Below are 21,285 nucleotides of genomic sequence, written 5' to 3'. Positions count from 1 at the left end.
CTTTATAAAGGTGTAATTAATTTTCTTGTAAATTAAAAAGATCAGCTACTCTTAATAGAGTAAACTGATCTTTTATAACAATTACGCTTTTTTAGCAAGGCGAGACTTTTTACGAGCCGCCGCGTTTTTGTGGATAAGTCCTTTTGAAGCTGCTTTATCTAAAGATTTGTAAGCTGCTTGTAAAAGTTCTTGTGTGTTTTCAGCTTTAGCAGCAACAGCGTTCTCAGCTTTTTTCACTGTAGTACGCATTGCAGATTTAGCTTGAGTGTTAGCAGCGTTAGCTTTTTCGTTAACTTTTACGCGTTTAATCGCAGATTTAATGTTTGGCATATGTTTCACCTCCTAAAATAGGTACGAGATGATATCTTCTCATTGATTTCTTGTGTCAATACAACAAAAATCATTTTAACAAACGCTTGGACAAATTGCAATAGATAAATGCAAAGAATATTTACTTGACAGTTTGAACAAACTACAGTTGAGGTGAACTGTATGCAAAATTTTAATTGGCAACGTACGGATTTGATTGATGAGTCTGAAGAGGTTGTTTTACATCAAACGAAAGAGCAAAAAGATACACTTAAAGAGTCGAGTGGTATTCAAATTGAAGATATCAATGCTGGTCGGGTAAAAATCACTGATGTGCTCGTTGATGCAGAAGGTGAGAAGCAAATTGGAAAGAAGAAAGGGAAGTACATTACTCTTTCTGTGCCTACTTTGACGTTAGAAGATCAGGACGGGTTTGAACAGCTTGAGAAAGAATTGCTTGCAAATTTTAAAAAAATGCATGAATCCATGTCATGGAAAGAAGATGACAAAATTTTAATTATTGGTTTAGGGAATCGGACAATTACACCAGATGCTATAGGACCGTATCTTATTGATCATTTGCATAGTTTAGATGTAATAGATGAAAAATTCGTCATGTATGCGCCTGGTGTAACGGGACAAACAGGATACGAGACTGGTGAATTTGTAGCGGCGTTGGCAGAGCGTCTTAAACCTAAATTAATTATTGTTGTAGACGCACTTGCAACGAGAGCTAGTAATCGCTTATGTAAAACAATTCAATTAACGGATACAGGGATACATCCTGGATCAGGTGTAGGAAATCAGCGTAAGGAAATTTCATATGAGATGCTTGGTATTCCTGTTACCGCAATTGGTATCCCAACAGTAGTTGATGCACCTGTATTAATTGCGGATGCTGTAGAGGTAATGCTACGTTCTATTGCTGCACGGGTGGCAGAGCGGAGTAAACCTTCATCAAAACTGTCATTGTCGTCTTGGCAACCAGATATAAATAAAGAACTAGATATGTCTTTAGTACAGCCGATTTTTGGTGAATGGGCTACATGGTCTAAAGAAGAGCGGCAGCAATTATTTGCAGAGACTTTCGCAGGCTCGCATACACAGCTGATGGTCACGCCAAAGGAAGCCGATTATTGGGTAGATAAGTATGCAAGACTCGTGTCATCTATGCTTATGAAATGGGCAAATAATCTATAATTTTTTTCGTTCTAAAAGACACATCCCCTCCATACTTTAAGGGGAGGAGGGTGTGACTTTGCTAAAAAAACTACAGTGGTCATTTGGTTTATTATTGTTCTTCTTCGTATTACCTGTCATTGCTGGGCAACTTCCGTTCAACAAGCAAGCATCGACTCCGATTAAAGAACCAGAGGATAAACAAGTCGTGTATGCCGCTACTAATTATGCTGAACAAAGTGCACTGGAGCAGACAAAAGAGGAAACAAAAGATCAAACAAAAGAGGAAACACAAAATCAAACAAAAGATCAACCTCAAGATCAACCACAAAATCAACCACAAGATCAAACAAAAAACCCATTTAAAGTATTGTTGTTATTTACGCATTCACAGGAATCATATCAACCAATGGTGAAAGCGGCTAGCGGGAAAGCAGCCGTTTATGATGAAAAAACAAATATTTATCAATTAAAAGATACTATTTCTAAGCATTTTAGCAAGAATGGTATACAAACCGACGTTTTAGATGTTGATGTTATGAAGGAACTAAAACTTAAGGGGAAAACTTTTCCCTATTCTTACAGCTTTGTACGTCCTTATTTAGCAAAACGTCTACAAGAGCAAACCTACGATTTAGTTATTGATTTGCATCGAGATTCTGCCAAGAGAGATGCGACAACTTTAACATATAACAACGAGTCCTATGCACGGATTGCGATTGTTATTGGTGCAGAGCATAAGAATTATAGATGGAATACTGCTTATGCAGAAAGTCTATCTGCTGCTATGAATGAAATCGTGCCAAAGGTTTCTAGAGGTGTTATATCAAAAAGTGGGGACAATGTAGATGGGCGTTATAATCAAGATTTAACAAAAGAAATGATATTAATCGAACTAGGTGGAATTGACAATACAGAAGAAGAATTGAATCGTACAATTGCGGTAATAGGAAAAGCTATATCAAAATCCTTCAATACAGGAAAATGAGAATAAAAAAATAATTTTAATTTGGAATTGGCGAAAAGCTGGACTTTTTTTAGTCTTCTTTTTGCCAATTTTTTGTTGAGAATGTAGCACTTAATAATTTTTTGGACAAAGTATGAAAATTGAATGATTGTTAGCAAAAATACCAGGAATTTTTTTTAGAAAAAATAGTTGTTAAGCCTTTTCATTATTCATTTCTTGCCTTATAATTTTCGAGTCAGCACATAAAGATTTGACGATGAGTTGTAAAAGTTTTGAAACGGCATATGCAATAGGCGAAATACGCTTTTAAAGCATCTACCATTATGGAGATGCTTTTTTGATGGATAAAATATGAATAAGATTAACTTTGATTTTAAAAAAATGAAGGAAAACATACATAAGAGAAGTTATTTCCAAGTTGTTTATGTGATCAAAAGAATATTAAATCTCTATCAGCAAGTATTTTTTGTAGCGAAAGCAAAACGTCAGCGGCAAATGTTTTCTGCGCGAAAGCGAAGCGACAGCAGCAAATGTTTTCTGCGCGAAAGTGAAGCGGCAGCATTAATTATGCCGATGCATAATTGATAAATATCATTTTATGTAAACTTTTTTTTATACTCATCCGTCATTTATATAAGTGAATGCACCGAATCATTAGTTAGAAGGGGACGATATTGGCTTAATACTAAAATTCACACTATAAAAAGGTTTGTAGATTATCGGAAGAAGAGGAAGGAATATTATGTCAGGCAAGACAGTCAATCATCGTTATATCCCTGGATTAGATGGGATTCGAGCTTTAGCAGTATTAGCTGTGATAGCTTATCATTTTAACTCCAAATGGGCCAGTGGAGGGTTCCTAGGAGTTGATATCTTTTTTGTTTTATCGGGTTACTTAATAACCTCTACTATTTTACCTTTAAAAGGAAATCAATTAAAAGTAGGGTTACGAGAATTTTGGATTGGGCGATTCCGACGCCTACTACCTGCTGCGTACGTAATGATTATTACTTCATTCGCTTGGGCTACCTTATTTCATAAGGAACTTCTTCATACATTGCGTGGAGATGCAATATCCTCTATTTTTTATTCAAGTAATTGGTGGTTCATTTTTCATAAGCTCTCTTATTTTGATAGTTTTGGATCCCCTTCACCAATAAAAAATTTATGGTCTTTAGCAATTGAGGAACAATTTTATCTTATTTGGCCAATTCTGTTAATGCTAGGGCTTTATCTTGTAAAAAAACAGAGTAAATTTGCCATATTTATCTTTATCGGTGCGTTATGTTCAGCTTTGTTAATGGGCTTACTGTATGAGCCAGGAGCTGATCCAAGTCGTATATATTACGGGACAGATACACGTTCCTTTGAATTACTTATAGGCTGCTGGCTAGCTCTCGTTTGGCCGATGAAAAGACTATCTTCTCAAAAACTATCTACTGACCATATCAATAAACTAAATGCTATAAGTTTGGTCGCTTTTAGTATTTTTATATTAAGTATTATTTTTGTAGATGAATATCAAACTTTCTTATATAGAGGAGGCATGTTCCTATTTTGTTTGAATGCAGCTATATTAATAGCGTGTGTTTGTCATCCAATTAGCATGTTAGGAAAATTACTTTCTTTGAAGCCTCTACGTTGGATCGGTTCAAGATCATATGGAATCTATCTATGGCATTATCCGATTATGGTGTTGGGTACTCCAGTCCACGAAATAGGTAATCCTGCATACTGGCGGGTTGCTTTACAGCTAGTTCTTATTTTGATTATTGCAGAATTATCTTATCGTTTTGTTGAAATGCCAATAAGAAAAGAAGGATTCCGCTCCTATTATCGACAATATCTTGTAGTTAATAAAGATAAATGGGGCAGCTTTTCGTTTACTAGAAAAATTTCTACAGTGCTAGTTCCACTATTCCTTCTAGTCTTTTTTACTGGAATGACAGGCGTTGTAGGAGACGAACAAACGGAATCGAAAGAATCTAAGCCAACAGAAATTAAAATAAACGGTGGAGAACAACCTTCGAAGCAAGATGATTCTGTAGCGGAAAAAGAAACTACAAAAAGCGATTCTTCGAATGTTGAGAATGACAAAACTGAAACTAGCTCTCAATCGGACAAAGAAGAACCAAAGCAAGGAGAAAATGATACAACGGCTAACCCTAATGAATCCTATAATGGTATTTTAGCAATTGGAGATTCTTTAATGATAGATATTGCTACAAGCTTACATAATATCTATCCTAACATTACAATTGATGCAAAAATTGGTCGTCAAGTTTCACAAGCTGTCCAACTGGCACCAAATTATGCTAGTTTTAATGAGCCAAATAAAGCAGTTATTATTCAACTTGGCACAAATGGTTACTTTACGAATGATCAGATCGATACACTACTTGAAGCTTTCTCCAATGCCGATATTTATTTAGTGAATACTCGAGTACCGCGCTCATGGGAAAGCAATGTAAACTCTTCATTACAACAAAAAGCTCAAGAGCATGATAATATTACATTGATTGATTGGCATTCGGCTGCTATCAACCATCCAGAATTTTTTGCTCCAGATGGCGTACATTTAGAACAAAAAGGTGTTAATACGTTAACAAACCTTATTCAACAAACATTAAATATTTAACTTCTTTCAGTGGGTGTCCAAACATCTGCAGGCCAAAGTATATAGCCGATTCCAGACGGGTTGTTTATCTGTAGGGAAAGCAAAGCTACAGCGGCAATCTTTTCTGCGCGAAAGCGAAGCGTCAGCGGCAATTATGCCGATGCATAATTGATTTTAGTAATAAAATAGCCAGCGTGCACCATCTCTAGGTGCAGCTGGCTATTTTTTATGTAGGGTATAGGATTTCTCTTAGCAACTCTTTATCGTCTTTGCGTTGTTTTGCAGAGGAAACAGCACTCTATTTAACAGCATTTATTCCGTTCTATTGTTGTGGTTTGTTTAGTGAAAAATTAGAATATTTTAGGAATTGTGATGAGTTAAAGGGGATACTGAATGTGTGAGTTCTTTAAATAAGAAATAATCCGTTTGACTGCCCTCAATTCATTCTAGTTTTTGGTTGTTTAACTGAAAGATAGAATTTTCGAAATAGTTTGACATTATTATTTATCCTTGATAATATGAAATCGCATACATCATTTACATAGAAACTGGGGGGAGTAAACCAAATGGTGAAAACTCTGTACAAACTAGATTTAAGCAAATCAATGGAAGAACAGGCACATCCTGGTCACAATCGATGGCACCCAGACATACCAGCAGCATTTTCAGTAGATCCAGGCACTTCTTTTAGAATGGAATGTAAAGACTGGACAGATGGACAAATTAAAAATGACGATAGTCCAAATGATATTCGTGATGTGAATCTTGCACGTGTTCATGTGTTGAGTGGACCGGTCTATGTGAACGGCGTTGAACCTGGAGATTTACTTGTCGTAGATATTTTAGATATTGGTACTTTTCAAGATTCGGCGTGGGGGTTTAACGGCATTTTCGCAAGAGAGAATGGGGGAAGTTTCTTAGTTGACGAATTTCCAGAAGCAGCTAAATCAATCTGGGATTTTGAAGGCATTTATACGACTTCGAGACATGTACCTGGTGTGAAGTTTGCTGGGATTATCCATCCTGGCTTAATAGGCGTAGCTCCCTCTATGGAACTTTTGCAAAAATGGAATGAACGAGAAAAAGAACTTATCATGACCAACCCGGACCGGGTTCCAGCGTTGGCCAATGCACCGACTCCGGAGAGGGCAGTGCTCGGCACATTAAAAGGGGCTGAGTTTGATCGAGTAGCTAAGGAAGGAGCTCGAACAGTACCACCAAGGGAAAATGGCGGGAACTGTGATATTAAAAATCTATCTAAAGGGTCGAAAATCTTCTTCCCAGTATTTGTGGAGGGAGCGAAGTTATCGGTAGGAGATCTTCATTTTTCACAAGGGGATGGAGAAATCACATTTTGTGGTGGTATTGAGATGGCAGGCTGGATTGATCTAAAGGTGGATGTCATTAAAGGTGGCATGGAAACCTATAAAATTTACGAAAATCCTGTATTCCAACCGGGCCCAGTAGATCCAAACTATAATGATTTCCTCGTTTTTCAAGGGATTTCAGTAGATAATAAGGATGGGAAACAACATTATTTAGATGCTACTCTTGCGTTTCGTCGGGCATGCTTGAATGCCATTGAGTATTTAAAAACGCTGGGTTATACAGGTGAACAAGCATATATGTTGCTGAGTACAGCACCAGTTGAAAGTCGAATCAATGGCATAGTCGATGTTCCAAATGCTTGTTGTACCATTGCAATCCCTACAAAAATATTCGATAAAAATATTATGCCAAAATGATAGGATAAGGAGGTTTATTCTTGCCTAGTTACACATTTCGTTGCAATGATTGTGGAGATTTTACGTTATTTTTTAAATCAATGGGAGGGAATAAAGACAAATCAACTTGTCCTATTTGCCAATTAGAGTCAAATCGGGTCTATTTTGCACCGAATGTGTATTCACTTTCGAGAGCACTTAGTTCGCAAATCGAAAAGGGAATGGAACCGCAAATTATGAGTCGAGAAGAATTAGGGACCAATAAGCCAAGGAAAAAGGCGGGCGCAAATCGTCCGTGGCAATTCGGGTAAGCACCTGTTGCTTTACTGAATATATTGGATAAAGATGCTATTCTATCATTCAGCGAAGGCACCTACTGTGGTAGGCGAAAATAATAAGACTGATAGTAGTTTTCTGTTTAGTTTATCGCGGGTGGTATCCCAAAGCGCCGAGCGTTGTGGGTAGAATTTTTTATTAGATCCCGACAGAAGACTCCCACTTCAAGCGTTAGCTAAGTGGCGAGTAGTTCAATTCAACGTATATTAAACATCTCTAAACGACAAAAAAGCTGATTGCCAGTTGTAAAATGGCCAATCAGCTTTTTGTGTAGTCTTGAAGTGTATTATCGAAGCGCCAAGCGGTTTAACAGCTAGCCTGGACATAAAAACGACACTTAAGTATAATCCTGCATTATTTATTGTCTAACTTAGAAGGAAATCATCCCCTTTTGTCGAATTGAAGTAGATGGAAAAAGGAGAGGTTTTATGCAAGGAGAACAGCTTAAACAAAGAATATTAAGAGAACCATCTAAATTTATTTCATATTTGAAAGAACTAATAAGCGAGAATAGATTTGACGATGGTGAAGCGTTAGAAATATCATTGCTCCTCATAAAAAATGGATCTGAAAGTTTATCGGATAAACAATGGCATGTCTTTTTAGAGAATGGTATTTTACGTGATAAATATGTAGATAAATGCGAAAGATGTTCTGAACATATTCCTTGGACAAATATGTACAGTGCTATATTTATAAATAAAGATTACCTTTGTTCTAACTGTAGTTATTTAGAAAATAAAGTTACCTTCCACAATTATCTGTGAAGAGTTTTCGAATGTACCTAGAAATGCACTGTACCAAGCGGTGCTATTTTTTATGTAAGTGAGCTATTCTTATAATTTACCAACAAAAAAAGACCGAAGCAATTAGCCTCAATCTTTCTTACTCACGCATTCCTGTACACACGCTCGCCATATTTTTATTAGCCCCATTTAGCCCCAAATCCATGCATTTATATGTCTTATCTTGCAAAATCTAATAACCGTAAAAACAGTTATAAGTATTGATGTAATAGGCTTTTGAGTCTAGTTGTTGTTGTACTTTGCATATCTTTCATAGTATAATTCATTATAGTTTAATTAGGAGTGGAAAAGATGAACCGAGAAGCACGTTTAAAAAGACAAGAGAATATACGAAATTTCTCTATTATTGCACATATTGACCACGGGAAATCAACGCTAGCTGACCGTATTTTAGAGCAAACGAAATCACTAACATCTCGTGAAATGAAAGCACAGCTCCTTGACTCAATGGATTTAGAGCGTGAGCGAGGCATTACGATTAAATTAAATGCAGTCCAATTAAAGTATGAAGCTAAAGATGGTGAAGTGTATATATTCCATTTAATCGACACACCAGGACACGTCGATTTCACATATGAAGTATCACGTAGTTTAGCTGCTTGTGAGGGTGCAATTTTAGTTGTCGATGCAGCACAAGGTATTGAAGCACAAACACTAGCAAATGTATACTTAGCGCTTGATAACGACCTAGAAATTTTACCTGTTATCAATAAAATTGATTTACCAGCAGCGGATCCAGAACGTGTACGTCAAGAAGTAGAAGACGTAATTGGGTTAGATGCTTCTGAAGCGGTTTTAGCTTCTGCTAAAGCCGGTATCGGGATTGAAGACATTTTAGAACAAATTGTAGAGAAAGTGCCTGCACCAACTGGTGACCCGGATGCACCGTTACAAGCCCTTATTTTTGACTCTGTTTACGATGCTTACAAAGGTGTTATTATTTCCATTCGAATCATGAATGGTACAGTAAAACCTGGTGATAAAATTCGTATGATGGCTACTGGAGCAGAATTTGAAGTTATCGAAGTTGGTATACACACACCGAAAGTTGTACCACAAGCAGAATTAACAGTCGGTGACGTAGGTTATTTAACAGCATCTATTAAAAATGTAGGTGATACTCGTGTAGGGGATACAGTTACATTTGCGAATCGCCCTGCAGATGGGCCATTAGCAGGCTATCGTCGTTTAAATCCAATGGTATACTGCGGATTATATCCAATCGATACAGCGAAATATAATGACTTACGTGAAGCGTTAGAAAAGTTAGAACTTAATGACTCTGCACTTCAATATGAGCCAGAGACATCACAAGCACTAGGATTTGGTTTCCGTTGTGGCTTCTTAGGGCTTTTACACATGGAAATCATTCAAGAGCGTATTGAGCGTGAGTTTAATATTGATCTAATCACAACAGCGCCTTCTGTAATTTACAATGTTCAAATGACGGATGGTACTACAGTTAAAGTTGACAACCCATCATTTATGCCGGATCCTCAAAAAATTGATCATGTGGAAGAACCATATGTAAAAGCTACAATTATGGTACCAAACGATTATGTAGGAGCTGTTATGGAGCTTTGTCAATTAAAGCGTGGTAATTTTATGACAATGGATTATATTGATACAACACGTGTCAGCATTGTTTATGAAATGCCGTTATCAGAAATCGTTTATGATTTCTTTGATTATTTAAAGTCTAATACGAAGGGCTATGCATCATTCGACTACGAACTCATTGGTTACCAGACTTCAAAACTAGTGAAGATGGATATCTTATTAAATGGTGAGCAAGTCGATGCACTAAGCTTTATCGTACACCGTGACTTTGCATACGAGCGCGGTAAAGTCATCGTTGAAAAATTGAAAGAATTAATCCCACGTCAACAATTTGAAGTGCCAATTCAAGCAGCAGTTGGCCAAAAAATTGTGGCACGCTCAACAATTAAAGCTATGCGTAAAAACGTATTAGCGAAATGTTACGGTGGGGATATTTCTCGTAAACGAAAACTTCTTGATAAACAAAAAGAAGGTAAAAAACGTATGAAACAAGTAGGTTCAGTTGAAGTACCACAAGAAGCATTCATGGCTGTTCTGAAGATGGACGATTCGAAGTAATCAGAGGTATCAAGGGTTGGCTGGCATTTGCCTATTGAAATAAATATGTGCTTTGAGGCATTTGCCACCCATTTAGAATTTATACTCATATTACACCTAAAGATTTTGAGCAAATGAATCAAAGATGTCTACAGCATTTCGAGACATTTTCTCCGTAAGATGGACATAGCGGTTTTCAGTAATAGCTGATCTGCTGTGTCCTAATATTTTTTGTACAGTTTTAATAGGTGTACCATTCTCTATTAATGTTGTTGCGTGTGTGTGACGTAAGGAATGATAATTAAAACTGATATTTAATTTTTCACTAATTTTTCTAGTGTTATATTTGATAACACGTGGTGTACAATGTTCACCACTTTCTTTTTTACATACATAATCATGTTCTGGATCTTGTTTATAAAACTCATCGAACTTTAAACGATTTTCAAGTTGTCTTTTTAATGTCGATTTTACGGTTTACAACGATCAAGTCACAGCCATTTCTGAGACGGTTCTGAGCATTTTAGGCTTGCTTGGTATTATCTCGACCCAACAACAAAAGGCGTTTCAGATAGCCAACTAGCAATGGATTATGACAAACCAAAGGACGGTGGACAATTATGATTACAGTTCGTAAAAAGTTAGTACCTGATGTACAAGCAAACAAGGTTACTTATGGTAAAGCCAACACAAGAAAAATTTATCGTTGTTCATGAAACAGATAATACACGTTCAGGGGCCGATGCAGACGCACATGCACGATTACAATACAACGGGAATAGCCGTTCAGCTTCCTGGCATTATACAGTTGATGATAAAGAGGCAGTGCAATCATTTGAACATGCTTGGAGATGCTGGGCTGCAGGAAGTAACACGGGTAATAATGAGGGGATTCAAGTAGATGTATGCGTAAACGGTGATGGTAACTATCAAAAGGAAATGCAAAATGCTGCAGAGTTAGTTGCTAAAATCATGAAAGACGAAAACATACCAATTAGTAATGTGGTTCAGCACAACCACTTTAGTGGTAAAAATTGTCCTCGAAATATGCGTGAAGGCAAAATTTCATGGTCACAATTTATTACAATGATTAAAAACGTAAGTGGCAATGTACAGCCACAACAGCCAGCTATCGACAATAATAAATACCGTGTACTTACTGGAACATACGGCACACAACAAGCAGCCGAAAATGTACTTGATGTGTTAAAACAGGAACATTTACCGGAATGACTGCAGCACAAGCAGGAGCAAATAAAATTAAAACAGCTAAGTTAGCCCAGGTAATAAATATAGTAGCTGAATAATATTAAAGACCAAGATAGCTTTATTGCCGTCTTGGTCATTTTTAAATAGTACTATCAAGCGTATCTAATCAAACGGCTCGATGTATGACTACTATTTCATATTAACCCAGTCGTAATCCCAGTCATCAAATACATCAACGTAAGCCTTTTTGTATTTGTCCGTAGCTATTCCATTTGCGTACATTCTTTGTGTTACTTCATAGGTTACATATCTGGGCTGAAATATTATTCTTTTCTTCTCGCCCTTTGCAAGAGTAATTGTATATGTAGTCCCGTAAGTTTTTGCTTTACCAATTGTTACACCTAGTGATGTTCCAATTGTAGACGCTCCTATTGGGTACTCTCCTGATATTGTATTTGTAAATTCGCGATTAAGAGTTTTTGCATGATTGATACTTAATGATCCTGGTCCTGTACCTGTAGGTCCATTTCTCCAATCACCCCAACCTCTGCCTACAATTTCCTTTTTAGTAATTTTGTATTTAATATCTGTTGGACCAAATCTAGGCGTAATCGTTATTTCATCATTCAACTCTGCTTCGTACATTGTATCATCTTCAGATAAATCTACTACAGGGGTATTGCCAACTTCATAATCTACATCTTGAAATACCTCGGATGCTTCTGCTAAACTAGGAACATAAACCAATAATGTAAATATTATTCCAAAAAGCAACAAAGAAATTTTTCTCATTTTTACTAACTCCTCCTATTATTTACTTTTTCTTCCAAAATTTAGTGTATCATAATAATTTAAAAATAAAAGGGTGTTTTTATGAATAAAATAAATTTAAAAGAGTTTTTTATGTTAATTTGCAGTGTTTTATCTTTTTTCATGTTTTGTTTTCTAGTTTTATTAAATAGAATTGCTTTTATATTAGAAAATCCAGATTTTGTTTTTGCACAAGAGAGACCTATTCAAAAATGGTTTGAGATGAATAATGCATTAATTAATTTTGTGACATTTGCTCCGTTAGGACTCTCTATTATTTTTTTAGTTATTTTTATATTGTTAAAATCAAATAGTACAAGTCAAAATGTTAGTTAACAAAAAAGCCCAGGCGCTCATAAATAGGTGAGTACCTGGGCTTTTTGTGTTTATTCATCGTACGGTCTAAACTTTTTACGTAGTGATTCAAGTTCATCTTTTTTCTCTATTAGCATACTTTTTAAAAACATTTTAGGCTGCTCTTTAGCTGCTATTAACTTTCCGTCTGCATTTGAATACTTAGCAACTTACAAAACATTTGAAACAATTGCAGATATGGACACAGCTGTTGAGGAGCACATGGGGCACACTACTATCAGAACGTGCCATTATTTTCAAGCTTGCTAGACACGCTTTGGAACATCCAGGAGCTTGTCATTTGATAGCCGCCACAATTGCTACATCATTGGAGATCAGCACAAAAACAGTTTATCGTTCAATGAAAAAATTAGTTGAGTTAGGCATTATCGAAAAGTTACCTGGAACTAAATTAAACGGTATTAAAGGGGCTAGTATTTATCGCATTTTACCTTATGTCCCATAGAGCGTGTCCCAACGAGAGACAGTCGATGAAGATAGTAATGACGCGGTTTGCCATCCACAACCGTTAATAAAGTTGTTGATAAGAAGAAGTATAAAGGTGCAAGTAAAAGAGGATATATTGTGCGTGGATAAGAAAGGGGTTAATCCCTAATCATTGTTTAATGACTTTTAGGATAACCCCAAATTTTTACTGGTTAATGCTGTGGAAGATAGTCTTGGCCGTTTATCGTTACTTTAGAAGCTGATATAAGAATTTCTTTATTTGCTTCAAAATATGGGTCTAAAATATTGTAAAAAGCTTCCCATTTTGCTTCAGTTTTTTCTTGTTCTTTTTCATCAAGAGCTAAGATTTCTTCATAAAGCTGTTTTAATTGCTTGCTATCTGCTTCACTCACTTCAAATTCAAAGTCAGCCATGTATTCTTCAAATGTTTGAGGCTTTTCGAATTGATTTAAAAGTCCATAGAATTCTTCGTGTAGTTTATCATACATCTCATCATTTTCATCTTTTAATGCTTTTTGTAAATCCTCATGAAGAGTTTTTAGTTTGGCTAAAGTTTCAGCGGGGATATCTAATAATTCCGTGACTTCCATATAGCTATCCATAAATTCTTCAAATGTTTCTGGCGGATTTAGTTCGTCTAAATATGGTTGAAGGATTTTATAAAATTCATCAAATTTTTCATTGGCTTTTTCTTCATCACCACTTTTTTCAAGCTTTACCCATTCGGTATAAATAGCTTTAAGCTGTGTAGTATCGTTTTCTTTAATAACGATATTTTTCTCATTAAATCCGTAATCCTGTATAAATTCTTCGAAAGATTGTGGTTGCCAAGCAGCTAAATAATATGGCTTTGTAATTTTATTCATTTCTTCGTGAATTTTTTCTATTTCTTCATATTTCTTTTCAATCTCTTCTTCAGTCGCTTCTTTTTCTATTTCAGCTGACACCTCTTTTTTTAGCTTTTTGATTTCATTAAACATTTTTTCTAATTTTGTTAAATCTTCTTGTGTTACCTCTTTAGGTAAGCCTCTTTTAAATCCGTCAAACGTGTAAAAGTCTGAATAATTCTCTACTAAGCTACCTTCTATAGAAATTTCTTGTCCTTCTACTAAATTCATTTTTTCTAATTGCTCATCTGAAAATTTAAATAAACTGATGTAGTAATTTTTACCATCTCTTCCCTTAAGGATCATCCCATCGCTCTCGCTGTAGATGTCTTTAATAGTTCCTGTAATTTTTTGTTCAAGTTGAACGGTAATACTGCTATTATCTGTTGTTTCTACTGATGCAGCTCCTGCTTGAAGTGGTGTCAGAACAGCCATTCCTATTGTAAGTGCAGAGGCAACCATCCAAGTTTTTTTAATCGGTTTTTTCATATGTATTTCTCCTTTTATTTTAAAAATTAGTTTTTACTAATAATTGGACGATTTACCATCTAAAAAGTTCGTTGTTTTATAAATAAAATTAGTTTTTTTAATTGATGATTTGTCAAATTAAGTGCAACAGGCTTTGCAAGCTGAAAAGAAAAATGAACACATGAATGAGTACCAGGTGATGTTATTCGATTTCATGAATAGTTTGCCATTAGCAGATAACTTAAAAGATGAATTGCACAAGGTTGTATTAGCTACTCAGGTTCAAAGTGCATCTGACTTCATAAAAGCTAAGAATGTGCTATTTAAGATAGCGATGGACATTATTGAAGGTGTACTGACAGTTGTAAGTACATTAAGAGCTGTATTTGTAGGGGTTATAGGAAGGCTATGGAGCGTTCTAATTTGAAGCCTGATAAATCTACCATCTATAGAAAAAATTCCATCTAAAGAACGTCCTCTGCCTTTCTATAATTGGTTAGAGGAAAGGGATATTGTTTTTAAACAATATTAATTCCTGCGCTTGCGTAGCCAGCAATAGCGACTTCTGTTTCCAATACATGAAATACCATTAATAAACTATCACCGCCAACTACTGGTACAGGCGGGATATTAGCTGATGCAAAAGATATTTGTCCTATTCCTGAAAGTGCTGTTATTGACGGAGCCAAATCAACACTTGCACTTGTAGCGGTGAAACTATTACTACCTACAGGTGCACGGAATATCTGAGCTCGAACTGTCGCAGTTTCTAAGTCCACTACTCCTACTAAATAGGTGAATGACGCTGAAATAGCTGTAATATTACCATCACGTGGAACGGTAAAGGCTTCATTAGGAATTCCATTTAAATTAATTGTATTACCAATAAGAGTCACAGGAAATACAAAACTACCGAAACCTATAGGAGCAACATTGTTAGTGCCATTGCCAAAGTTGTTTCCTATTAAAATAAATTGTAATCCAGAGGCAAATGGAATTATTGAGCCTTCAGGAGGAATGGAAGGGTTTATACAGTTTACATCATTAGTCGTAAATGTCCCGAACCTATCGCATTTAAATGTTGCTGATTCATTATTACGTTCACAATTATTCATATAAGGTTATCTCCTTTTTTGTCTCTATCCTATGTAGTAAAGGGGAGGGGAACAAAGGCTATAAACCACGTTTATTGATATTAAACCTAATCAGAGTAATCGAATTTAGAACGATTGGTAAAGCTATTTAATTGTACAGTTAAACGACATACAAGCTGACACCCACACGATAGAGTCAGCCTGTAAATTATTATTTTCAATCAGCAATTTTATTAACGACCAATGATGGGAGTCTATAATAGACGTTTTGTAAGCCAGCTGCCAATATGACCCTGATACTAAGTCTATCATCTTTTTTTAAACGTAATTGTATTGTATTTCCTATAGTGTTAGACATAAATAAGCTTAAAAGTGGATCGCCTGAAATATCATTTAAGGATTCAAATTCGCTGCCACTAGCAAAGATTGTATCATTGATGAACAATCCAAACCGCACATTTGTTGCAGGAGAGTAGGTAGCGTTCCCAAGTTCGACTAAGATATTCATATTGATTTCATATACACCACTAGTGGCAATCTGAAGATCAGTAGTATTATTAGGAACAGGAGCGGGATATACACCAAATGACGGACCAGGAGTCGAGAAAATAACTTTCTGCCCTAAAGTAGGTGGTGTAACTAGAGTTACCTCGACAAAGTTTTCAGAGGAATTGTAAAATGATCCATATGCTTCTTTTGATGGTTCGGGAATAGGCTGTATACAGGCAGCGTCAATAGCCCTGAACGGTCTAGTTTCAGTACAATTGAATTTTCCATTACTGCATCGTTGACAATCGCAATTTGATCGATTGCATCCATTATTATTTGATTTCATATTAATACCTCCTTTATTTAATATTTTATTCAAGCATCTAATTAAACGGATGTGTCACCTAACTATCTAAAGCTTGATAGAAGTGTTTAATTCAATATCCAATAAAAAGACCACTCAGATGGGTGGTCTTAATGTTTTTTGCCACCTTCCTGCCACTATGTTTAGCAAATAAATATGATATATTAACAGTTAAAGGAAAATGAAATAAGGTAAAAATAAACCGGCAATCCATTAATGTTAAAAGGATTGTCGGATATAAGAAGATACAAAAAAGTACTGTAATATAGTAAGACTTCAAGAAGCATTCATGGCTGTTCTGAAGATGGATGATTCGAAGTAATATAGTAATGATAAGGGTCTGTGACGTATTTATTTAATTAGTATAAGGGTTAAATGGTGGAGTTCCTCACCAATTCCATCATAAAAATTACATTAGCAATTCTTAAATATCTTGAGCGAATGAATCAAAGATGTCTGCGGCATCTCTTGCCATTTTCTCAGTGAGGTGGACATAGCGGATCTTCTATGAAGGTTCTATGCTATGTCCCAATCTTTTTTTGTACAGTTTTAACAGGTGTACATGTCGTTATATGTGTGTGACGCAATGAGTGATAGTTAAAACTAATAATTTTTTGTGGTATAAATACTGTTCCAGCATTTTCGTACACTAATATCTTTCTCCGTAATATTGCTTCCGCTTTTGACTATTATTTTCTTGAAATTCTTCAGTTAAAAAGGTAACTAAACAATTAAAACTAGGTGCTAACATTGGTGAGTATTTAGCATTTTGATATTCATCCTAAAAGATCCCTTTTTAAAAATCAGAAAAAACTAGTATACACGTCTATACATAGAATTAAACGCTACATATTCTAGCAATATAGAGAGCGCTCTCTAATACTAAAAAAATGAAAAGAGGGAATTTTTTGAGTGATCAATTAGATATTCAAGTTAATCAAGTCGAACCTTGTCCAGTAACATCAACAGAACAAATACCATTAACTACTGAGGCTACTCCAGTAGTTGCCACACCGTTAGTGACTCCAACTATTAAGGTTCCAGTTGTACTTGCAGAACCAACACTTCAAATTGTTGTGGAGTCGGATATTACACTTAGTCCTGCGGCAACTGAAATCAAAAGAGTGAAAAAAAATGTATTCCTGAATCAAGTGAAACTAGTACCGGTTGCTTTTGCACGTATTGCCGGCACTGACTTTTTTAGGGTAACAAGAGCTAAATTATTTGTAGCGGGACATATTCGCAAAAATATAGAATATGCTTCAGCAGCATGTAACGCGGCACTCCAAGATAGAATTGCCGATGTTCCGTTTTCTGGTTTTACAGATCTTACTTTCCCACAAACAACAGGAGGCCCTACACCGATTTTAGGAATTTCCGAGTTTGCCGAAGCGAACTTCCTTAATGAAACTACGCAAATGGATGCTAGATTGGATAAAGCATTCTTCCAAAATCTGGTTAAATACAATGAACAACCATTTGGCGAGTTAGTAGCTGCAAACTTCTTTGAACTTGATTTTTCACCGGTTATGACAGCACCAGAAGGCACTTTCGACACATTACGTGAAAAAATCGTGCTAGAGCTTACTGTAAAAGTACTGCAAGTTCAACAAATTCGCCTTGGAGCTGGCACTAATGTTATAACGCCTGTTCTTACAGGGCTTACTCCTCCAGTTAGTCCTTAATAATCTCTAGTTTTTAGAGCAGCAGAACAAATAAAAAACGCAGTTCACTGCAACAAAATGTAATCGAAAAAACAACCCTGTAATATTTAATGTGTATTAATAAAAATCAAATATTTGAGTGGGCAGTTGAAAGTGCGGCTGAATCTGATTTTCAACTGCCCTTTTGCAATTTAATAACCAAGATGTAATAGATGGTGTGTAATTTAGCGAAGGCTAGAGGCTTGCAAAAGGGCATATTTCAACAGTTCCCGAAAAATATATTGAACCAATTAAATTTACAAAACGCACAAGTAAAAAGGTTTATTCATCAATTATTAGAACAATCAATTTATAAGCCTTACATAGATGTTAATAAGACTGTTTATATTGACAGAGAAAGACCACTCTAGTGTGTGAAGTGATGAAGTGACGGGTGGTCTTATTTTTGCACATCATATCCCCACCATATGTAGAAAATAAAGCACGATAAAAGTAAAATATCCATGAATAAAATTAATCAACTGAAAAATCTTATATCAAAGGATCGTCGGTTAAATAGAAAAATAAAAAGATAAACTTGAAAATACATTTCCACAGGTAGCATTCATGGCTGTTCTGAAGATGGATGATTCGAAGTAACGTTGATATACAACGTTTATAAGGATTTGAATTGTGCGTTTTTATATTAGTATGGTGGTGATTGCCACCGCTTTAAAAATATACAAGTAAAATTTTAAATGGTACCCGTCTAAGAGGAATCTTAGGCGGGTATTTTTTACTTTGGTAGAAATGTACCCAATATTAAACGATTAACCCATATCCGTATATAAGAACTTAGGAACATTTGATTTTCCGAAAGAGGAAATACGGATAACGGACTAACTTATTTACTATTGAAGTCAAAGCTATGGTTATTTACCTATTATTGGACTTTTCATATTAGTCCATCTTACATAATCGGGCTGGAGCTTATATTACTTAAACAAGTACTTACCCATAAGTGCTATTTTTATGAAAAGTAGGATGAGCAGTAATGCTTTACAATTTCATGAAAAATTTAAAGCAAACTAAACTAAGATATTAAATCCGTCTTATTTTGTGGAAGGCAGTCAAGGCAAGAAGTTTGATGATAAAAATGAATTAGAATTAAATTGACAAATTTTAAGCTTACAAAGAAGATTTAAATTTCTTGTAAGCTGTTTACTTAAATAATGATATTAAGTTTTATTATCTACCGTTAGGGTTACTATAATATCCATTTTACGTGACGGTTCTAAATAGTTACAGTAACTGTTGTAAATGAACGAAGTCAAATGAGTTCATTGTGTTTATTTTTTGACTTCTCAATATATTTAATATAACTATAAAGGCTCAAGTAACGGAAGTGTAATAAATATCTTTAAAACAGATTCAACATACATGATTTATAGAATCATGAAATTATTTGAGTCATTCTACTTGTGAAATATTTAAATTGTATTCCCTCTTAAAAGTTTCAATAAATTTAATAGCACTTTTTGAAAGGTAACGGTCTTTCAACCAGATAACGGCGGAATCTGATTGAATACTAAGTTCTTCAAGCTCCAATATTTTTAGGCCATTCATAGAAAATGAACGTAAGACAGACCTTGGAAGTAAGGAAGCACCGACACCTTCTCTAACTAGGGACATGATCATATCAGCGTCTGAACATTGACAGACAATATTTGGTTCATAGTGATGTTTTCTACAAGCTTCTATAACCAGTTCGTATTGACCAACACCTTTAAAACGTTGTAGCAACATTAGTGGCATACTTGAAAGTTCTTCTAGTCTTATTGTATTTTCATAATTCCATGTCTCAGGGATAATCGCTACAAAATGGTCCGGAGGTAATGGCAGTGAGGATAAGTCATCTGATTCTGATTCTAAAGGTAACCGGACTATAGCAACCTCAATATGCCTATTTCTTAAATCTTGTAATAATCGATAGGTATCCCCTTCGTATAAACGAAATGTAACGTTTGAATATTTTTCTCTGAAAAAACGAATGCGTTCAGGTAGGTGAGAAAAGCATGTTTTTACAGATCCAATTGATAAGGTACCCTTAAGACCTTCTCCTACTTCTTTCACTTCCATAATGGTTTCATCAATCTGACTTAACAGATTGATAGCTCTCTTATACAAAACTTTTCCTGCTGCTGTTAGTTCTATATTCTTTCCATTGCGTACTACCAAAAGAGTACTAAGTTCTTCCTCCAGCGCTTTTAGCTGTTGACTAAGAGGGGGTTGGGCCATATGTAATTTTTTTGCTGCTCTAGTGATTTGGCCTTCTTCAACAATAGTGGCAAAGTATCGCAATTGTCTTATATCCATGAAATTCCTCCTTAGAAGTATATTTATTTTGTATGCATCACGAATATTTTAAATATTTTAAATATTTTATACTTAATGATACATTAATCTTGTAAACGATTCCATAAAAAGGTATAGAAGGAGAAGATAAAATGTCTAGAATTCTAAAAGCTAAAGAAAGTTTAAAAGGTTCGATTGCACCAGTTATTACACCATTCAAGGAGGATGAAAGCTTAGACTTACAGACATTTAAAAGTTTAATTAACTGGCAAATAGAAAGTGGGAGCCATGGTATTTCGGTAACCGGGACTTCTGGGGAACCTAGTTCTCTAACGATTGAAGAGAGAGAGCTTGTGATGGAAACAGCAATTAAAACGATTAACGGACGAGTTCCATTTGTTCCAGCAACGGGATCAGTTAATCATAATGAAGCGCTTCGGCTAACAAAGGCTGCTCAAGAAATGGGAGCAGATGCTGCGATGGTCATTGTTCCATACTATAACAAGCCTTCCCAGCAAGCATTATATAAACACTATAAAGCTATTGCCGATGCCGTGGATATTCCAATTATTATATATAACATCCCTGGAAGAACAGGGGTAAATCTGGAAGTTACAACAATGGCTCGACTTGTTGAAGATTGCCCGAACATTATTGGTGCCAAAGAGTCAAATAAAGATTTTGAACATGTCAATCGGGTGCTGTTAAATTGTGGAAGAGACTTTAGTCTGTTCTCGGGAATTGAACTTCTTTGCTACCCAATGTTAACAATTGGTGGAAAAGGTTCTATTAGCGCCACAGCAAACGTTGCACCAGCAAAAGTAGCAGAAATGCACAATGCTTGGGAGGAAGGTGACGCTGAAAAAGCTTTAGATCTTCATTATGAATTAATGACATTAAATGATGTGTTATTCAAAGAAACTAACCCTGGACCAGTAAAAGCAGCGCTGGGCATGATGGGTAAAATTACGCCAGTTTTACGCAAGCCAATGGATTTACCATCTGAGGCACTTCAAAATGAAATTCGTGAAGTTTTAAATCAATATGGTATTTTATCAAATGAGATCGTCACTAAATAAATTCAAAATCTAAAAAAATTCTCTTACTCC

At 35.5% G+C, this 21,285-nt stretch carries 20 protein-coding genes and 2 pseudogenes; 15 read left to right on the top strand and 7 right to left on the bottom strand.

Going from position 1 to position 21,285, the window contains the following annotated elements:
* Positions 1-81: 81 nt before the first annotated feature.
* Positions 82-330, bottom strand: a complete 249-nt coding sequence (gene rpsT / locus ACYQ73_RS10605; RefSeq protein WP_049667760.1) for a 30S ribosomal protein S20 — start codon at positions 328-330, stop codon at positions 82-84.
* A gap of 162 nt (positions 331-492) precedes the next feature.
* Here rpsT and gpr point away from each other — a divergent pair, with 162 nt between their 5' ends.
* The 8 genes from gpr to lepA all read left to right on the top strand — a co-directional run bounded on the left by gpr (position 493) and on the right by lepA (position 10,056).
* A complete protein-coding gene (gene gpr, locus ACYQ73_RS10600; RefSeq protein WP_460012469.1) occupies positions 493-1,509 on the top strand; it encodes a GPR endopeptidase in 1,017 nt (338 codons plus the stop codon).
* Positions 1,510-1,561: 52 nt separating this feature from the next.
* The gene (spoIIP, locus tag ACYQ73_RS10595) at positions 1,562-2,476 is read left to right on the top strand and encodes a stage II sporulation protein P (RefSeq protein WP_460012468.1); all 915 of its coding nucleotides are present in this window, start codon (positions 1,562-1,564) and stop codon (positions 2,474-2,476) included.
* 330 nt (positions 2,477-2,806) lie between these two features.
* Positions 2,807-3,040: a hypothetical protein gene (locus tag ACYQ73_RS10590; RefSeq protein WP_460012467.1), complete on the top strand. Its 234-nt coding sequence runs from the start codon at positions 2,807-2,809 to the stop codon at positions 3,038-3,040.
* A gap of 157 nt (positions 3,041-3,197) precedes the next feature.
* Positions 3,198-5,093, top strand: a complete 1,896-nt coding sequence (locus ACYQ73_RS10585) for an acyltransferase family protein (protein ID WP_460012466.1) — start codon at positions 3,198-3,200, stop codon at positions 5,091-5,093.
* 545 nt (positions 5,094-5,638) lie between these two features.
* On the top strand, positions 5,639-6,817 hold the full coding sequence (gene fmdA / locus ACYQ73_RS10580; RefSeq protein WP_460012465.1) for a formamidase: 1,179 nt from the start codon (positions 5,639-5,641) through the stop codon (positions 6,815-6,817).
* A gap of 20 nt (positions 6,818-6,837) precedes the next feature.
* The gene (locus ACYQ73_RS10575) at positions 6,838-7,107 is read left to right on the top strand and encodes an FmdB family zinc ribbon protein (RefSeq protein ID WP_460012464.1); all 270 of its coding nucleotides are present in this window, start codon (positions 6,838-6,840) and stop codon (positions 7,105-7,107) included.
* Positions 7,108-7,560: 453 nt separating this feature from the next.
* Complete coding sequence (locus ACYQ73_RS10570; protein WP_415731196.1) at positions 7,561-7,899, top strand: hypothetical protein; 339 nt, start codon at positions 7,561-7,563, stop codon at positions 7,897-7,899.
* Between the two features lie 330 nt (positions 7,900-8,229).
* The gene (gene lepA, locus ACYQ73_RS10565) at positions 8,230-10,056 is read left to right on the top strand and encodes a translation elongation factor 4 (RefSeq protein ID WP_460012463.1); all 1,827 of its coding nucleotides are present in this window, start codon (positions 8,230-8,232) and stop codon (positions 10,054-10,056) included.
* Positions 10,057-10,152: 96 nt separating this feature from the next.
* On the opposite strand, the pseudogene ACYQ73_RS10560 reads toward lepA, so the two are convergent.
* Positions 10,153-10,443, bottom strand: a pseudogene (locus tag ACYQ73_RS10560) (tyrosine-type recombinase/integrase); the annotation flags it as partial.
* Between the two features lie 162 nt (positions 10,444-10,605).
* Between ACYQ73_RS10560 and ACYQ73_RS10555 the strand changes: the two are divergent.
* Both ACYQ73_RS10555 and ACYQ73_RS10550 read left to right on the top strand, forming a co-directional pair.
* Positions 10,606-10,659 (top strand): annotated as a pseudogene (locus ACYQ73_RS10555) (hypothetical protein); the annotation flags it as partial.
* Between the two features lie 27 nt (positions 10,660-10,686).
* Positions 10,687-11,268, top strand: coding sequence for a peptidoglycan recognition protein family protein (locus tag ACYQ73_RS10550; RefSeq protein WP_460012462.1), 582 nt, complete (start codon positions 10,687-10,689; stop codon positions 11,266-11,268).
* A 165-nt stretch (positions 11,269-11,433) separates the two neighbouring features.
* Here the strand turns inward: ACYQ73_RS10550 and ACYQ73_RS10545 are convergent, their stop codons facing one another.
* On the bottom strand, positions 11,434-12,036 hold the full coding sequence (locus ACYQ73_RS10545) for a hypothetical protein (RefSeq protein ID WP_460012461.1): 603 nt from the start codon (positions 12,034-12,036) through the stop codon (positions 11,434-11,436).
* An 81-nt stretch (positions 12,037-12,117) separates the two neighbouring features.
* Between ACYQ73_RS10545 and ACYQ73_RS10540 the strand changes: the two genes are divergently transcribed.
* On the top strand, positions 12,118-12,390 hold the full coding sequence (locus tag ACYQ73_RS10540; protein ID WP_460012460.1) for a hypothetical protein: 273 nt from the start codon (positions 12,118-12,120) through the stop codon (positions 12,388-12,390).
* Between the two features lie 199 nt (positions 12,391-12,589).
* Positions 12,590-12,874 (top strand): helix-turn-helix domain-containing protein, encoded by a 285-nt coding sequence (locus ACYQ73_RS10535; RefSeq protein ID WP_460012459.1) that lies wholly within the window; start codon positions 12,590-12,592, stop codon positions 12,872-12,874.
* A gap of 193 nt (positions 12,875-13,067) precedes the next feature.
* Here the strand turns inward: ACYQ73_RS10535 and ACYQ73_RS10530 are convergent, their stop codons facing one another.
* Entirely contained in the window at positions 13,068-14,252 is a 1,185-nt protein-coding gene (locus ACYQ73_RS10530; RefSeq protein WP_460012458.1) for a hypothetical protein, read from the bottom strand.
* 121 nt (positions 14,253-14,373) lie between these two features.
* Here ACYQ73_RS10530 and ACYQ73_RS10525 point away from each other — a divergent pair, with 121 nt between their 5' ends.
* Positions 14,374-14,658, top strand: coding sequence for a hypothetical protein (locus ACYQ73_RS10525; protein ID WP_460012457.1), 285 nt, complete (start codon positions 14,374-14,376; stop codon positions 14,656-14,658).
* Between the two features lie 91 nt (positions 14,659-14,749).
* Here the strand turns inward: ACYQ73_RS10525 and ACYQ73_RS10520 are convergent, their stop codons facing one another.
* Both ACYQ73_RS10520 and ACYQ73_RS10515 read right to left on the bottom strand, forming a co-directional pair.
* Positions 14,750-15,346, bottom strand: a complete 597-nt coding sequence (locus ACYQ73_RS10520; RefSeq protein ID WP_460012456.1) for an exosporium glycoprotein BclB-related protein — start codon at positions 15,344-15,346, stop codon at positions 14,750-14,752.
* Positions 15,347-15,542: 196 nt separating this feature from the next.
* The gene (locus tag ACYQ73_RS10515) at positions 15,543-16,160 is read right to left on the bottom strand and encodes a hypothetical protein (protein WP_460012455.1); all 618 of its coding nucleotides are present in this window, start codon (positions 16,158-16,160) and stop codon (positions 15,543-15,545) included.
* Positions 16,161-17,086: 926 nt separating this feature from the next.
* Between ACYQ73_RS10515 and ACYQ73_RS10510 the strand changes: the two genes are divergently transcribed.
* Complete coding sequence (locus ACYQ73_RS10510; RefSeq protein WP_460012454.1) at positions 17,087-17,863, top strand: CsxC family protein; 777 nt, start codon at positions 17,087-17,089, stop codon at positions 17,861-17,863.
* A 1,428-nt stretch (positions 17,864-19,291) separates the two neighbouring features.
* On the opposite strand, the gene ACYQ73_RS10505 is transcribed toward ACYQ73_RS10510, so the two are convergent.
* Positions 19,292-20,197: a LysR family transcriptional regulator gene (locus ACYQ73_RS10505; protein WP_460012453.1), complete on the bottom strand. Its 906-nt coding sequence runs from the start codon at positions 20,195-20,197 to the stop codon at positions 19,292-19,294.
* Positions 20,198-20,328: 131 nt separating this feature from the next.
* Here ACYQ73_RS10505 and hpaI point away from each other — a divergent pair, with 131 nt between their 5' ends.
* On the top strand, positions 20,329-21,255 hold the full coding sequence (gene hpaI / locus ACYQ73_RS10500; protein WP_460012452.1) for a 2,4-dihydroxyhept-2-ene-1,7-dioic acid aldolase: 927 nt from the start codon (positions 20,329-20,331) through the stop codon (positions 21,253-21,255).
* Positions 21,256-21,285 lie beyond the last annotated feature (30 nt).

This window comes from Lysinibacillus sp. CTST325, assembly GCF_054665055.1.
Note: the sequence above shows the minus strand (reverse complement) of the source record. Positions and strands in the feature narration are given on the sequence as shown.